This is a genomic window from Novosphingobium sp. Chol11 (assembly GCF_945870625.1).
Lineage (GTDB): Bacteria > Pseudomonadota > Alphaproteobacteria > Sphingomonadales > Sphingomonadaceae > Novosphingobium.
Genome location: NZ_CAMBTS010000001.1, coordinates 39,006 through 54,168 on the forward strand (window position 1 = coordinate 39,006; position 15,163 = coordinate 54,168).

Below are 15,163 nucleotides of genomic sequence, written 5' to 3' on the forward strand. Positions count from 1 at the left end.
GCGCGGTCGTCGAAGGTGCTCGCCGATTGCCCTCATGGCGTCGTCCGTATCCGGGAACAACTATGATTGCGAACGGGTTTGAGGGCAATGTGCAAAGGTCGGGCCGTAGGGCCCACAGCCAGCTACTTTAAGGAAGACTGCTTGAAGCGCCCCGTAACCATTCTTTCGCTGGCCACGGCCACACCGCCGCACGAGTTGTCGCAAGAGGCGGCATTGCAAACCTCGCGCACGCTTTTGGCGGCGCAGTTTCGCGATTTTGAGCGCATGAGCGCGGTGTTTGCAAACGCCGGAATCGCCTTTCGCCAGCTCGCCCGCCCGGCCGAATGGTATCTTCAACCGCAGGGCTTTCCTGAACGCACGGCTGTTTATCTCGAAGTGGCGCTGGATCTTTTCGTGGCGGCCGCCAGTGCCGCGCTGGCCGAGGCGCGTATCGATGCCGATGCCATCGATACGATCGTCACGGTCTCTTCAACCGGCATCGCCACCCCCGGTCTGGAGGCGCGGGCGATGGGCCGGATGGGCTTTCGCAGCGATGTGGAGCGCGTGCCGGTGTTCGGCCTCGGCTGCGCAGGCGGCGTCTCCGGATTGTCGCTGGCCGCCAAGCTGGCACGGGTTTCGCCGGGATCGACGGTCCTGTTCGTGACAGTGGAGCTGTGCAGTCTGGCTTTGCGCACCGACGATGTGAGCAAAGCCGATATCATCTCGGCCGCGCTGTTTGGTGACGGCGCAGCGGCGTGTGTCGTGCGGGTTGGCGATGAAGGCTTTGCCGAAATCACCTGCAATGCGGAAACGACCTGGCCCGATACACTCGATATCATGGGCTGGAACATGGAGCCTAACGGCCTTGGGGTCGTGCTGAACCGCGCGATTCCCGCCTTTGCGCGCCGGAACATGGCGGAGGCGATGGAAAAGATGCTGGGCGGCCAAAATCTGCGGATTGGCGATATCGACCGGTTTATCTGCCATCCGGGCGGGGCCAAAGTGGTCGATGCGATGGAGACCGCGCTTTCGCTCAATCAAGGATCGCTTGATCATGAGCGCGAAGTGCTGCGGCTTCACGGCAATATGTCGGCGCCTACGGTGCTGTTCGTGCTGGACCGGGTGCGCGCGCAGGAAATGCCGCCGCTGTCGGTGCTCACCGCGCTCGGGCCGGGCTTTACTGCCAGTGCTGTCACGCTTAGGCGCGCGGCATGAGCCTGCCTTATGTGATCATGGCGCTGGTCACGCTGCAGCGTCTTGGCGAGCTGATCATCGCCAATCGCAACACTCGCGATTTGCGCGCGCGCGGTGCGATCGAGTTCGGGCGGGGCCATTATCCGGCGATGGTGGCGATGCACGGCGCTTGGCTTGTCGCGCTGTGGCTGTCGGTCGGCGGCACATCTGTCAATCTGCCGCTGCTGGCCGTGTTCGGCGTTTTGCAAGCCTTGCGCGTTTGGGTGCTGGCCACGCTTGGCCGCCGCTGGACCACGCGCATCATCGTGTTGCCCGGTGCCGAACTGGTTCGGGGCGGACCATTCCGCTTCTTGCGGCACCCGAATTATTGCGTGGTGGTCGGCGAAATTGCGGTGCTGCCCCTCGTGTTTGGGCTGACATGGATCGCGGTGCTGTTTTCGCTGCTCAATGCCGCGATGCTGTGGGTGCGGATCGGCGCGGAATCCCGCGCGCTTTATGGTTTGCCGGTGGCTGCAAGCGAGGGCTGAACCTTCGCTTTCGCCATCGATTCGCGCTCGGCTTTGATGCGCAGCATCGCGGCGTGGCAGATAGCCGATGTTTGGTCCACTTTGGCGATCATGCAGGCCTCGACGCGCTTTCGGCTGAGGGTGCGCATTTCCGCCGGGCAAAGCCGCCGCGCTTCCTGCGCGCAGGCGCGCTTGCCAAGATCAGGAACGGCAAAAGCCGTGCCCGAAGCCGCCAGAAGCGCGCAGGCAAAAGCAGCGGTCAACGGGCGGCCTAGCGAGGCGATAGGGTCCATGAGGTCATTTCCTGAGTTCGACGACGGGTTCGCCCATGCCTTACATTGCGCCGCATGAACGGCCAATGTCGCTCTGCGCTCAGCCGGTTTCAACCAGATTGATGCCGCCCGCCCGAATGCGCGCTCGCAAACCTGGATGATCGATCCGGTCGGTGACGAGATGGTGCAGAGCCTCGATTCCGGCAATCCGCAGCGGCGCTGCGCGGCCGATCTTGCTGGCGTCTGCCACCAGGATCACCTCGCGCGCATGGCGGATGATGCTGCGCGAAACCTGCACTTCATCGGGATCGAAATCGAGCAGATCACCTTCGAACGACAGACCTGACGCGCCGATCAGCGCATAATCGACCCGGAAGTTATCGAGAAACTGGTGCGCCAGTGCGCCGACCACCGCGCGGTCGCTGCTGCGCACTTCCCCGCCGACCGCAATCACGGCAAGACCGGGCCGACCGGCAAGCTGATCAACGACGTTGAGATTGTTGGTGATGACCATCAGTTTCTGATGATGCGCGAGATGCCGGGCGGCAGCCTCGGTCGTGGTGCCGATATTGATGAACAGCGAGGCCCCCTCGGGCACTAGCCGCGCCGCCGCAGCGCCGATCCGCGCCTTGGCATCGGCGGCGAGGCGGCGCCGCTCGTCATAGAGCAGATTGGCGATCCCCGAACCGATCGCCGCGCCGCCATGCACGCGCGCAAGCAAAGATCGCTCGGCCAGCCGGTTCAGGTCTTTGCGGATCGTTTGCGGCGTTACCCCGTGCGCCTTGGCCAGCGCCGCCACATCGACCTCGCCGGCCACGCGTGCGCTTTCGAGAATTGCAGCATGCCGGGCGGCAAGATCATGCCTGCTCGACATGAACCTGCGCGGTGCGTTTCCGAATGAGGTGGCCATCGATGGCGGCGGCGGTGCCCGGGGGCACATGCAGGCCCATCTTGCTGCGCCGGTAGAGGATGTCTTCGGCGCTGCACGCCCATTCCTGTTCGGCAAGATAATCGACCTCGGCCTGGGTCAATCCGCCTCCGAAGTCGGTGCCCAGATCGTCTGGCACTTGCGCATCGCCCAGCAGGTTTTGCACCCGCGTGCCATAAGCACGGGCGAGGCGGCGCAGGAGCGCGCGGGGCAGGGAGGGGCGCTCGGCCGCCAACGCTGCGACAAAGCCCTCGAAATCGTCGCCCGGAATATCGCCGCCGGGCAGATCCGCGCCTGCGGTCCATGGCCCCCGTGCCGCCGGAAAGAACGGCGTAAGCTTCTCCAGCGCATGCTCTGCCAGCTTGCGAAATGTCGTGATCTTGCCGCCGAACACGCTGAGCATCGGTGCTTTGCCATCGGCGGCATCGAGATCGAGCACATAGTCGCGCGTGACGGCAGACGCGCTGGCGGCATGGTCGTCATAAAGCGGGCGGATGCCGGCGTAACTCCACACCACGTCTTCCGGCTGGATCTGCGTCTTGAAATAGCGGCGCACGGTTTCGCATAGATAGGCGGTTTCGCCTGGCGAGATTTCGGCGCGGCCGGGCAAGCCTTCCCATGGCTCGTCGGTCGTGCCGATCAGCGTGAAGTTGGTCTCGTAAGGGATTGCAAACACGACCCGTTTATCCGGGTTCTGCAACATGAAGGCGTGATCGCCATCATAAAGCCGGGGCACCACGATGTGGCTGCCCTTGATCAGCCGGACGCCGCGATCTTGCCGCGCGCTTGCAACACGCTGGAGCACGTCCTCGACCCACGGGCCTGCGGCGTTGACCAGCGCCTTTGCCATCACGGCCCGTTCGCCCTGCGGACCACGTATCAGCGCGCTCCACTGCGGACCTTCGCGTTTCGCAGACACCAGCCGGGTGCGTGTCTCTATCCGCGCCCCGCTTTCTGCAGCATCGCGCGCATTCAGAATTACCAGCCTGCTGTCTTCAACCCAGCAATCGGAATAGACGAACGCTGTTTTTGAGCCGGGCAGCAGGCCGTTGTTCAAAGACGAACGGCGCAAATCGACCGTCTTGGTCGCGGGCAGTTTCTTGCGCCCGCCAAGGTGGTCATAGATAAACAGGCCGAGCCGCACGAGCCAGGCCGGGCGCGGAGAATTGAGCTGCGGCAGCACGAACGCGAGCGGCCAGATGATATGCGGGGCCATGCCGAGCAGCCGCTCGCGCTCGATCAACGATTCGCGCACCAGCCGGAATTCGTAATATTCAAGATAGCGCAGCCCGCCATGGATCAACTTGGTGCTGGCCGAGGAGGTGTGGCTGGCCAAGTCTTCCGCCTCGACAAGCAGCACCGAAAGCCCGCGCCCGGCGGCATCGCGCGCAATACCCGTGCCGTTGATCCCGCCGCCGATGATCAGTAGATCGTATGCCTCGTGCAGTTCCTTTTGCACTCCGGTTGTCATGCTCGAATTCCTTGCTCCATTACTCCTACCATAAGCGCTTGTCGGGGCAAAAACAATGGATGCGAACGCCAAACGAAATGCTATGAAGCCCAAAAGAACGCAAAACGAAAGGGAGGGGTGATGGCCGAGGCAACGCACATTCTAGCGATCGATCAAGGGACGACCACGACGCGCTCCATTGTGTTTGACGCAGCGGCCCGGCCCGTTGCGACCGCGCAGGCCGAGTTTGCGCAGCATTATCCGCAAGCCGGCTGGGTTGAGCATGACGTCGAAGATATCTGGCGCGATGCGCTGGCTACGGCGCGCGAGGCCATCGACAAGGCTGGGCTGACCGCCAGCGATATTGCCGCCATCGGCATCACCAACCAGCGCGAAACCGCCGTGATCTGGGACCGCGCGACCGGCGAGCCGATCCACCGCGCGATTGTCTGGCAGGATCGGCGCACCGCTGATACCTGCGCGGCGCTCAAAGCGGATGGCGCAGAGCTGATGGTCAGCGCGCGCACCGGCTTGCTGGTCGATCCGTATTTCTCGGGCACAAAGGTGGCCTGGATGCTCGATCATGTGCCGGGCGCGCGGGCGCGGGCGGAGCGCGGCGAACTGGCTTTCGGCACCATCGATTGCTTCTTGCTGTGGCGCTTCACCGGCGGGGCGGTGCACGCCACCGATGTGACCAACGCCGGCCGCACGATGCTTTATGATATCCACCGCCAATGCTGGGACGAGGAATTGTGCCACCTGCTGCGTGTGCCGATGACCCTGCTGCCAACGGTTTGCGACAACAGCCAGGTGTTTGGCGAAACCAGCCTGCTCGGCGCGCCGATCCGCATCGCCGGGATGGCGGGCGATCAGCAGGCAGCGCTGTTCGGGCAGGCCTGCTTTGCTGCGGGGCAAGCCAAATCGACCTATGGCACCGGCTGCTTCATGTTGCTCAACACCGGCGAAGACGCGTTCACCTCGCACAACCGCCTGCTAACCACGCCTGCCTATCGCCTTGGCGGCAAGATGACGTACGCGCTCGAAGGTTCGATCTTTGTGGCGGGCGCAGCGATCAAGTGGCTGCGCGACGGAATCGGCGTGATCGCCCATGCCAGCGATACGCATGGGCTGGCGGCGCAAGTGCCCGACAGCCACGGGGTGTATATGGTGCCCGCCTTTACCGGGCTGGGCGCGCCGCATTGGGACCCGGACGCGCGCGGCGCGATCTTCGGGCTGACGCTCGGTTCGACGCAGGCGCATCTGGCGCGCGCCGCACTGGAGGCGGTGGGGTATCAGACGCTAGATCTGGCGCGCACGATGGCCGCAGATGGCGCCAAGGCTCCTGAAACCTTGCGCGTGGATGGCGGCATGGCAGCCAACGACTGGCTTTGCCAATTCCTGGCCGATCTGCTCGGTGCTGCGGTCGAGCGTCCTGCGCATCTTGAGACGACCGCCCTGGGTGCGGCCTTTCACGCAGGGCTGGCGGTCGGTGTGTGGAGCGATCTGGCGGCGTTGGAGCAGACGTGGACCAGCGGCAGTCGCTTCACGCCTAAAATGAGCGCATCGCAGCGCGATCCGCTGGTGGCGGGTTGGCATGATGCGGTGGCGCGAACACTCTCGCACATGGAGCGCCGGGCATGATGCGGCCTGCGATTGGCCTTGCGGCCTTGTTGCTCACAGCGGCAGCACCGCCATGCGTACCCGAAATCGGCGCACCCGAGCTTGCCGCGCTGGGTCCAAACGGGGCAGGCGTGATGCTGCGCACCGTCGTCGACCGAGGGCAGGTGGAGGCATTAGGCAGCTTTGCCAGCGGCCAGCTGCTGCGCAGCGACCGCACTTTGCCGCTGATGATCTGGTATCCGGCGAAGGTTTCGGCCAAGGCGAAGCGCGCAACTTATAGCGCCAGCTTGGTGGGAGAGGTTCCCGGCACAGCGGCGCGCTTCACCGTGCCCGGCCTTGCTGTGCGCGGCGCGGCGCCTGCGGGCAAGGGCTATCCTATCGTCCTGCTCTCGCACGGGTATAACAACGATCCGGCGATGCTCACTTGGCTGGCGGAAAATCTCGCGACCAAAGGCTATGTGGTGGTGGGCATCCGTCACAACGATCCGCCGATCACCGATACCAAGCAGTCGCCCGCCACCTTGATCCGCCGCCCGCTCGATATTGCGTTTGTTTTGCGTCAACTGAAGGGCGGATTGCTTGGCCCTCTGGGCGATACGTCGCGGATCGCTCTGGCTGGGTACTCGTTCGGTGGTTACGGGGTGATCACGGTGGCAGGTGCCGGGCTCGATCCGGCGAGCCCGGCGGTCAAGCGCCTGCCGCCGGTCTTGGCGGATCGTTATGCAGGCGGCGGGCCGGAGGCGGCCAGCTTGAAAGATGGCGGCGTGAAGGCGGTTGTCGCCATTGCTCCGGCGGGCGGCGCTCCGGCGCTGGCATGGGGGAGGGGCCTAGGCGATGTCCGCGCGCCGCTGCTGATTGTGGCCGGGACTGCCGACCGGACCGTGGGCTATGATCCGGGTCCGGCCTCGATCTTTGCCGGAGCGACAGGCGCGGATCGTTACATGCTGGCCCTTCAAGGCGCGGGCCATGCCATCGGCACCAATCCGCCGCCCGCGCAGATGCGCGGCAACTTATGGAACTTCGACTGGTTTGAGGACCGCGTGTGGCGCAAGACGCGGGTGAACGGCATCGCGGTCCATTTCATCACCGCGTTTCTGGACGTGCACTTAAAGGGCGATGCCAGCAAGCAGGCCTATCTGGATGTGCCCGGCGAAAGCTCGGACGGCGCGGTTTGGAAGGGCGGGCCCGCTCCCTATGCTGCGGTCAGCCAAGGCGGCGACAATCCGACATGGAAAGGCTTCGTGAAGGACCATCAGGACGGGCTGATGTTGCGCCATCTCGCGGCCAAGCCTACGCAAACGCCCGTGCCGAAGCCCTGATCGCCTGATCAGTTGGCCGAGAGCGCGGGCGGCTGGGCGGCGCCGTTCGGCGCACCATACGTGAAATGGCTGATGATCCAGTCGCGCAGCATGTAGATCGCCGGATCGGCTAGATCTTCGGTATGCGTCTTGAGGTAATAGCCGAAGCCGTCGCCGGAGATGCGGTCAAACGGCATGACCAGCTCGCCCTTGGCGATCTCCTGCGCGAACATGTCGATATCCGCGAGCACGACGCCTGACGCGCTCATAGCATAGCGCACCGCCGAAAATGCGGTGTCAAAGGCAAGGCCATCGTTCGTGTCGATCGCTAGGCGCTGCTGATCGGCATAGCTGCTCCACAGCAGCCCGCGCGGCTCGCCCTCCAGCTTGACATGGAGCAGCTCGTTATCCTGCAGGAACTGTTCGAGGCCCTTGCCTTTATGCGCGTCTGCCGTGGCGGGCGAGCAGAGCGGCGCAACCCGCACCATCCAGAGCAGATCGGCGACCTTGTCGTCCACATTGGGCCGATCAAACACGATCGCCATATCGACATTGGCCCTGGGTTCGCCGGTCACGTTCGACGAGGTGACGTCTATGCGCACCTCGGGATGCTCTTTGTGAAAGTCGCGGATCAGCGGCAACGCGTTCTGGTAGAGCAGCGATGGGGGAATGTGCAGCCGCAGCGGTCGGCTTTCGAGATCCTTGTTGCGGATCGTGTTGATCGTCTGCTCCATCCGGTCGAGGCATTTGCCGATGACCGGGAGCAGGATCGCGCCCGCAGGGGTCAGCTTAAGGCCAGTCGGCCCACGCTCGAACAAAGGCTTGCCGACAAGATCTTCGAGGCTGCTGACATGGCGGCTCATCGCGCTTTGTGAGACCGTCAGGGCCTGCGCGCCCCCGGTAAAGCTCATGTGGCGGCCCACGGCCTCAAACGCGCGCAAGGCGTTGAGCGGCAGCCAGCGTCGATTGATGAGGCGGTCGGTGGCTATCTGAATTTCTCCCTCGCTCGCAGCAGATTGCCCGCCGCATTGATCTACGTCAATGCGGGTCATTCTCGGTACGGCCTTGCCGAATTATAAGCAGATATAATATAGGCTTCCGCCCATGGTTATGGAACACGCTGATGCAACTGCCTCCCGAATTCGATTTCCATGCGCTCGAAGTGTTCGTCCTGACTGTCGATCTGGGCGGGATGACCGCGAGCGCGCAGCAACTGCGCATCACCCAATCGGCGGTTTCGCAAACCATCGCGCGGCTTGAACAGGGGATCGGCACGGTGCTGTTCGACCGGGCGCTGCGGCCCTTGGGGCTCACGCCTGCGGGGCGCGCGCTTTATGAGCGGGCGACGCGCCTTCTGGCCAGCGCGCGCGCTGTGGTTGACGAGGTGCGCGAAGGCGCCAACCAGCCGATCGACAAAGTCACCGTCGGCATGTCGGAAACGGCCGCGATCCTCCTCACTGCGCCGCTCCTTGTGCAGCTTGGGCCGAAAGTTGGGCGCTGGCGCGTGCGATCGGGAATTTCGCTTAGTCAACAGCAGGATTTCCTCGCGCGGCGCTGCGACATGCTCGTGACCGGCAGCAGCGCGCTCGAAAAGCACGAGGGGATCGAGCATCATGATGTGCTCGATGATCCGTTCCTGCTGGTGTTTCCTAAGGATTATCGCGGCTTGGCCGATGATATCGAAGCCATTCAAGGCCTTCCGTTCGTGCGGTATTCGCTGGAGACCGGGATGGGACAGCGGATCGAAAGTCAGCTTCTGCGGATGCGGCTGAGGCTGCCCAATGTGATCGAGGTGGAAAGCATTCACCAGCAGCTCAACTCGGTAACGCACGGGATTGGCTGGAGCATTACTTCGCTGCTGTGCCTTGCCGCCATGCCCGAGGTCATCCCTGATCTGCGGGTCGAGCCCCTGCCGCGCGCACGCTTTTCCCGGCGGATACAGGTCGTGAGCCGCGCGGGTGAGCTGGGCGATCTGGCTGTGCGCACCGCAGCGCTGGCAGGCGAAGTGATCCGCGAGCACAGCCTGCCGCCCGTTCTCGAACAGCTGCCATGGGCTAAAGACCTGATTGCGCTGACCTGATCCGGCAGGCACCCAGGGCATTACCGAAGTGAATATTATACATTAATTTATTTCATGGGCTGAATGAGAGATCGAAAAGGGCTAAACTTATTGGCCATCGCGGGTCTGCCATCACAGACCCCGATTTCGTCATTTTGAGCGGGTGTAACTATGAATCTCATGACATCCCCGGTTACGGTCAAGGACAAGGGCCTTGAGGTTGCGCTGCCCAGCGGCGAATTGGCCTATTTCAATCATTATTGGCTGCGCGACAATTGCTCGACCTCGTTCGATCCCGAAACGCGCGAGCGGGTGTTCGATATCTTTCATCTCGCGCAGCCGCCCCATCCATCTTCCGCGCACGTCGCCAATGGCGCGCTGGAAATTGTCTGGTCGGGCGAAAATCACACCAGCCGCTATCCGCTTGGCTGGCTGGAAAGCTACAGCAAGGGCGAACGCCGCGCTGATCCGGCCGAACTGAAGCGTGTCTCGTGGTATGGCGATCATTACCCGAAGATGGCCCGCTTTGCCCATGCCGACCTGATGGCTGATCGCCAGCTGGTGGCGCAGTGGCTGCGCGCCATGCTGGTCGAAGGCGTGTCGCTCGTCACCGAGATGCCCGACAGCGATCAGGCGTTGACCGATCTGGTGAAATTGATGGGGCAGGTCCGCCCCACGTTCTTCGGCGACTATTTCGATGTGCGCACGCATATCGCGCCGACCAATCTCGCTTACACCGCCAAGGCGCTGGAGCTGCACACCGATGTGCCGGCCGAAGACCTCGCCCCCGGCGTGCAGTTCCTGCATTGCCGCGCCAACAGCGTTGAAGGCGGCGAAAACCTGTTCCTTGATGGGCTGGCGGTGGCCAATGATCTGCGCGAACAGTTTCCAGAAGACTTCAAGCTGCTCTCCGAAACTGCCGTGCCGTTCTACTTCGAGCACGACAATCAGGATGTCCGCGCCCGCCAGCGGGTGATCGAGCTTGACGAAAACGGCGATGTGTCAGGCGTAACCATCAGCCAGCATATGGCCGATGTGTTCGATCTGCCGCAGCACTTCATGGACCGTTATTACCCGGCGTTCTGCCGTTTCGGGCGGATGTTGCAGGCCGACAAATACCTCATGCGGTTCCGGATTGCGGCGGGCGAATGCATCGTGTTCGACAACCACCGCATCGTCCATGGCCGCTCGGCTTATTCGGCGACCAGTGGTGATCGCTATCTGCGCGGCACTTATGCCGATCGCGGCGAGATGCGCAGCACGTATCGCGCGCTCACCAGCAAAGGCCGCTTCGCATGAGCGATCTTGACGGCGAAGCGCTGCACCAGCTTCGCGTCGATCTGGCGGCGGCCTTTCGGCTGACCGCACATTTTGGCTGGCATGAATCGGTGGGCAATCATTTCAGCGCGGCGGTCTCTGACGATGGTCGGCGTTTTTTGCTGAACCGCAAGTGGCAGCACTTTGCCTCGATCCGTCCCGATGATCTGATGCTGCTCGATGCTGGCGATGCCGATGTGATGACGCGTAGCGATGCACCCGATGCATCTGCATGGACCATCCACGGTGCGATCCATCGCGAATGTACGAGGGCGCGGGTGATCCTGCATTGCCATCCGCCTTATACCACCGCGCTGGCGACTTTGCGCGATCCCTCACTCCTGCCGCTCGACAACAACACCGCGCGGTTCTTTAATCGCGTCGGCATGGATCTGGAGTTTGGCGGGATCGCCGACGAGGCTGCCGAAGGTGCCCGGCTTGCCGCCTCGCTGGGCAATTACAAAACGCTGATGATGGGCAACCACGGCCTGACTTGCATCGGCGACACGGTGGCCGAAGCGTTCGAGGATCTCTATTTCTTCGAGCGCGCGGCGCAGACACTGATGCTGGCCTACGCCTCGGGTAAGCCACTCAATGTGCTATCTGACGAGATTGCCGAGAAAACCGCGCAAGGGTGGGACGACTACAAAGGCATGGCCTTTGCCCATTTCGATTATCTCAAATCGACGCTCGGCGCGCTGAACTGACGCGCATGACCGGCATTCCTGCCACCATGACCGCCGTGCTCATGACCGGCAATGGCGGCTTCGACAAGCTGGATATCCGCAGCGATGTGGCCGTGCCGGTCCCGGGCCCGGGCGCTGTGCTGATCCGCGTGGGCGCGGCGGGGGTTAATAACACCGATATCAACACGCGCACTGCCTGGTATTCAAAGTCTGTCGTCGCCGCGACCGAGGCTGGCGGCAGCGATGGCTTCGCCGAGGCGCGGACCGAGGATTCGGGCTGGGCCGGAAATTTGCCGCAATTCCCGCGCATTCAGGGGACCGATGCCTGCGGCCGGATCGTGGCGGCGGGGCCAGGGGTGGACCCCGCGCGGATCGGCGAGCGCGTGCTGGTCGAGCCAGTGTTTCGCGGGGCAAGCCGGTTTGAGGCAACCTATTTCGGCTCGGAAGTCGATGGCGCGTTTGCAGAGTTTGCGCGTGTGCCCGCGATCCATGCGCACCGGATCGAGTCGGCGCTCAGCGATGCCGAACTTGCCTCGTTTCCCTGCGCCTATTCGGCTGCGGAGAATATGCTGACCAGAGCCAGGCTGGCCGACGGTGAGCGCGTGCTGATCACCGGCGCTTCGGGCGGGGTAGGGTCGGCAGCAGTCCAACTGGCGCAGCGGCGGGGCTCCAGCATCGTTGCCTTAGCGAGCGCTGACAAAGCCGACGCTGTGCTCGCATTGGGCGCGGCGCAAGTCTTGCCGCGCGATGCCGATCTGGCAGCCATATTCGGGCCGGATCATTTCGACGTGGTGATCGACATCGTTGGCGGCGCAGGCTTTCCCGCGCTGTTCCAGGTCTTGAAGCGCGGCGGGCGCTATGCCGCAGCAGGGGCGATTTCCGGGCCGATTGTCGAACTCGACTTGCGCACGCTATACCTTAAAGACCTCACTTTGCTGGGGTGCACGATCCTCGAACCAGAGGTATTTCCAAACCTCGTCGGCTATATAGAGCGCGGCGAGATCCACCCTCTGGTATCCGCGACATGGCCATTGGCGCAGATTGTCGAGGCGCAGCGCGCCTTCCTGACCAAACAGCATGTCGGCAAAATCGTCCTCATCCCCTGAAAGAAAGCTCCTTCTCATGAAAATCGGATTTATCGGCCTTGGCAACGTTGGCGGCAAGCTGGCCGGGAGCCTGATCCGCAACGGCCATGATGTCACCGTGCGCGATCTCGATGCCGGGCTGGTGGCCGAATATGTCGCGCGCGGCGCGGCCTCCGCCGATAGCCCGCGGGCGTTGGGCGAAGCGGTGGATGTGATCATCACCTGCCTGCCGTCCCCCGCCGCGAGCGCCGCCGTAGCCGAGGGCGAGGACGGGTTCTTGCAGGTGATGCGCCCAGGGCAGGTGTGGATGGAGATGAGCACGACCGACTATGCTGAAGTGCTGCGGCTCGGACCGCTGGTCGAAGCGCGCGGCGGCCTGTTCATGGAATGCCCGGTTTCGGGCGGGTGCCACCGTGCTGACACCGGCAACATCTCGATCTTCGCCGCCGGCCCGCGCGAAGGGTTCGAGCGGGTGCTTCCCGTACTCACCACTTTGGGCCGCCGCGTGCTGCACACCGGCGATTGGGGCACCGCCTCGCAGCTCAAAGTCATGACCAATTTCCTGTGCACCGCGCACCTCGTCGCGCTCGCCGAGGCGCTGACCGTGTGCAAGGCGGTGGGTTTGGACATGAACACGACTTACGAGGCGATCCGCATTTCGTCGGGCAACAGCTTTGTTCACGAAACGGAATCGCAGGTGATCTTGAACGGTAGCCGCGACATCAACTTCACGATGGACCTCGTCTCCAAGGACGTCGGCCTGTTCGACAAGATCGCGCAGGAAACCGGCGTGCCAGTCGAAATGTCGCCGCTGATCGTGCGCCTGTTCAAGGAGGGCGAGGCCTCCTACGGCTCGCGCGAAAACTCGCCCAACATCATCCGCCGCTACGAAGAGCCAGTCGGCGTTAAAGTGCTGGGCACGGGCTTTCCCGAGCAGATGGTGGACGACGAGCCCGAAGAGCCAGGCTACGAAGTGGTGCCGCGCCGGTAAACGGCCCACCGCTGCTGAAGCCCTTTTTTCAAGATGCGCTCATGCTGAGCCTGTCGAGGCGTGTTGGCGCAGCGGTTGCGTGAGTACCCTTTGACAGGCTCAGGGTATGCTGGGGTTGTGGCGGAAACTTTGAGCGTTAAGCTCTAACTGACCTGCGCCGCTGCGCGGATCAGGGCTGCGCCCTTTTCGGCGACCATGACCGTGGGCGCGTTGACATTGCCGGAGGTGATCGAGGGAAAGATCGAGGCGTCAATCACCCGCAGATCTGCGATGCCATGCACGCGCAGCTGGTTGTCGACCACGCTGCGCGCTGGGTCGGTCCCCATCATGCAGGTCGAGGTGGGGTGGTAGACCGTGTCGGCGCGGGCGCGAAAATCTTCTAGCAGGCTGTCCTCGTCGGCGCATTGCGTGCCCGGCACAAGCTCCTCGGTGATCACTTCTGAGAGCGGGCGGCTTTGCGCAATCTGGCGCAGCAGGCGAACCCCAGCGCGCGCTTCGGCCACATCCTGTTCGGTGGCCAAATAGTTTGGGTGGATGGCAGGCTTGGCAAAGGGATCGGGTGAAGCAATCGCGAGGTGCCCCCTGCTGGTCGGTCGGCAGCTGTTGAACGAAAGCAGAAACGCAGGGAAAGGATCGGGATTGAGCAGCCGCCGCGATGCGAGCGGGGTCTTGGTGTAGCTCACCGGGCTGAAGTAAAGCTGCAAGTCAGGCCGGGCCAAATCGGGCGACGAGCGCACAAAGCCGCCGGCCTGGTTGACGCTCATCGAGAGTGGCCCGTGCCGGTTGAAAAGATAATGCAAGGCCGCCCAAGCCTTGCCGCGAAAGGGGCCCAGCTCGTTGTTCAAGGTCGGCACTGAGGTGCGATAGAAATAGCTGACGGCAAGGTGATCCTGCAGGTTTTGTCCGACCGCTGGATTGTGATGCACCACCGCGATACCTTGCTGGCGCAAGGTTTCCCCATCGCCGATGCCCGAATGCTGTAGCAGATGCGGAGAGCCAATCGCGCCTGCGCACAGGATCACCTCGCGGCGCGCGCGAATCACCTTCTCGCGCTTGCCTTGTCGGTACGCGACACCGACCGCGCGGCCATTTTCGATCAGCACGCGGGTGGCCTGTGTATGCTTCATCAATTTAAGATTGGCGCGGCGGCGCGCGGGCCAGAGGTAGGCGTTGGCAGTCGAGGCGCGCCAGCCGCCGCGCGTGTTGATCTGATAGATGCCGAAGCCTTCGCCTGCCGGACCATTGAAATCGCGCGTTTCGGGAAAACCCATTTCGCGGCCCGTGCTCAAAAACCAGTCGCACAAGGGATGTACATGGCGGCTGATGTCGGTCACGTGTTGTGGTCCGCCCCGGCCGTGCCGGTCGCTCGGGCCCAGATCATGATCTTCCGTGCGAATGAAAAAGGGCAGCACGTCGTCCCAGCTCCAGCCGATGTTGCCTGCCGCGCGCCAATCCTCAAAATCATGCGGAAAGCCGCGCACATGGACCATGGCATTGATCGAGCCCGATCCGCCGATTACTTTGCCCCGCGGCCAATAGCTGCTGCGCCCGCCCAGCGCCGCAATCGGCTGAGTATCGAACATCCAGTTGATCTTGGGATCGAAAAACGTCCGGCCATAGCCGATCGGCAGCTGAATCCAGATCGACATGTCCGATCCGCCCGCTTCAAGGAGCGCGACTTTGACGTCTGCGTTTTCGGTCAGGCGGCTGGCCACCACGCAGCCAGCCGTGCCCGCGCCAACGATGACGTAATCGGCTTCTTCGGTGTCCATTTTGAG

At 63.2% G+C, this 15,163-nt stretch carries 14 protein-coding genes; 9 read left to right on the forward strand and 5 right to left on the reverse strand.

Going from position 1 to position 15,163, the window contains the following annotated elements; genetic code table 11:
• Positions 1-141: 141 nt before the first annotated feature.
• Together Q0O40_RS00140 and Q0O40_RS00145 are read left to right on the forward strand one after the other, a co-directional pair.
• Positions 142-1,194: a type III polyketide synthase gene (locus Q0O40_RS00140; protein ID WP_295524670.1), complete on the forward strand. Its 1,053-nt coding sequence runs from the start codon at positions 142-144 to the stop codon at positions 1,192-1,194.
• Positions 1,191-1,700, forward strand: coding sequence for an isoprenylcysteine carboxylmethyltransferase family protein (locus Q0O40_RS00145; RefSeq protein ID WP_295524673.1), 510 nt, complete (start codon positions 1,191-1,193; stop codon positions 1,698-1,700). The genes Q0O40_RS00140 and Q0O40_RS00145 overlap by 4 nt, the downstream gene beginning before the upstream one ends.
• Here Q0O40_RS00145 and Q0O40_RS00150 read toward each other — a convergent pair.
• The 3 genes from Q0O40_RS00150 to Q0O40_RS00160 all read right to left on the reverse strand — a co-directional run bounded on the left by Q0O40_RS00150 (position 1,667) and on the right by Q0O40_RS00160 (position 4,350).
• Positions 1,667-1,972 (reverse strand): hypothetical protein, encoded by a 306-nt coding sequence (locus Q0O40_RS00150; RefSeq protein ID WP_295524675.1) that lies wholly within the window; start codon positions 1,970-1,972, stop codon positions 1,667-1,669. The genes Q0O40_RS00145 and Q0O40_RS00150 overlap by 34 nt on opposite strands.
• A 79-nt stretch (positions 1,973-2,051) precedes the next feature.
• Entirely contained in the window at positions 2,052-2,825 is a 774-nt protein-coding gene (locus tag Q0O40_RS00155; RefSeq protein WP_295524677.1) for a DeoR/GlpR family DNA-binding transcription regulator, read from the reverse strand.
• On the reverse strand, positions 2,809-4,350 hold the full coding sequence (locus Q0O40_RS00160) for a glycerol-3-phosphate dehydrogenase (RefSeq protein WP_295524680.1): 1,542 nt from the start codon (positions 4,348-4,350) through the stop codon (positions 2,809-2,811). Before Q0O40_RS00160 ends, Q0O40_RS00155 begins: the two co-directional genes overlap by 17 nt.
• A 120-nt stretch (positions 4,351-4,470) precedes the next feature.
• On the opposite strand from Q0O40_RS00160, the gene glpK reads away from it, so the two are divergent.
• Positions 4,471-5,970 carry a glycerol kinase GlpK gene (gene glpK / locus Q0O40_RS00165; protein ID WP_295524682.1) on the forward strand — a complete coding sequence of 500 codons (1,500 nt, stop codon included), beginning with the start codon at positions 4,471-4,473 and terminating at the stop codon, positions 5,968-5,970.
• Entirely contained in the window at positions 5,967-7,268 is a 1,302-nt protein-coding gene (locus Q0O40_RS00170; protein ID WP_295524685.1) for a dienelactone hydrolase, read from the forward strand. The genes glpK and Q0O40_RS00170 overlap by 4 nt, the downstream gene beginning before the upstream one ends.
• An 8-nt stretch (positions 7,269-7,276) precedes the next feature.
• On the opposite strand, the gene Q0O40_RS00175 is transcribed toward Q0O40_RS00170, so the two are convergent.
• The gene (locus Q0O40_RS00175; RefSeq protein ID WP_295524688.1) at positions 7,277-8,299 is read right to left on the reverse strand and encodes a LysR family transcriptional regulator; all 1,023 of its coding nucleotides are present in this window, start codon (positions 8,297-8,299) and stop codon (positions 7,277-7,279) included.
• A 71-nt stretch (positions 8,300-8,370) separates the two neighbouring features.
• Between Q0O40_RS00175 and Q0O40_RS00180 the strand changes: the two genes are divergently transcribed.
• The 5 genes from Q0O40_RS00180 to Q0O40_RS00200 all read left to right on the forward strand — a co-directional run bounded on the left by Q0O40_RS00180 (position 8,371) and on the right by Q0O40_RS00200 (position 13,385).
• On the forward strand, positions 8,371-9,327 hold the full coding sequence (locus Q0O40_RS00180; RefSeq protein WP_295524690.1) for a LysR family transcriptional regulator: 957 nt from the start codon (positions 8,371-8,373) through the stop codon (positions 9,325-9,327).
• A 159-nt stretch (positions 9,328-9,486) separates the two neighbouring features.
• On the forward strand, positions 9,487-10,605 hold the full coding sequence (locus Q0O40_RS00185; RefSeq protein ID WP_295524693.1) for a TauD/TfdA family dioxygenase: 1,119 nt from the start codon (positions 9,487-9,489) through the stop codon (positions 10,603-10,605).
• A complete protein-coding gene (locus Q0O40_RS00190) occupies positions 10,602-11,330 on the forward strand; it encodes a class II aldolase/adducin family protein (RefSeq protein ID WP_295524695.1) in 729 nt (242 codons plus the stop codon). The genes Q0O40_RS00185 and Q0O40_RS00190 overlap by 4 nt, the downstream gene beginning before the upstream one ends.
• 5 nt (positions 11,331-11,335) lie before the next feature.
• On the forward strand, positions 11,336-12,415 hold the full coding sequence (locus Q0O40_RS00195; protein WP_295524697.1) for an alcohol dehydrogenase family protein: 1,080 nt from the start codon (positions 11,336-11,338) through the stop codon (positions 12,413-12,415).
• Between the two features lie 16 nt (positions 12,416-12,431).
• Positions 12,432-13,385, forward strand: coding sequence for an NAD(P)-dependent oxidoreductase (locus Q0O40_RS00200; RefSeq protein WP_295524700.1), 954 nt, complete (start codon positions 12,432-12,434; stop codon positions 13,383-13,385).
• A 143-nt stretch (positions 13,386-13,528) separates the two neighbouring features.
• On the opposite strand, the gene Q0O40_RS00205 is transcribed toward Q0O40_RS00200, so the two are convergent.
• Complete coding sequence (locus tag Q0O40_RS00205) at positions 13,529-15,157, reverse strand: GMC family oxidoreductase (protein WP_295524703.1); 1,629 nt, start codon at positions 15,155-15,157, stop codon at positions 13,529-13,531.
• Between the last annotated feature and the right edge of the window lie 6 nt (positions 15,158-15,163).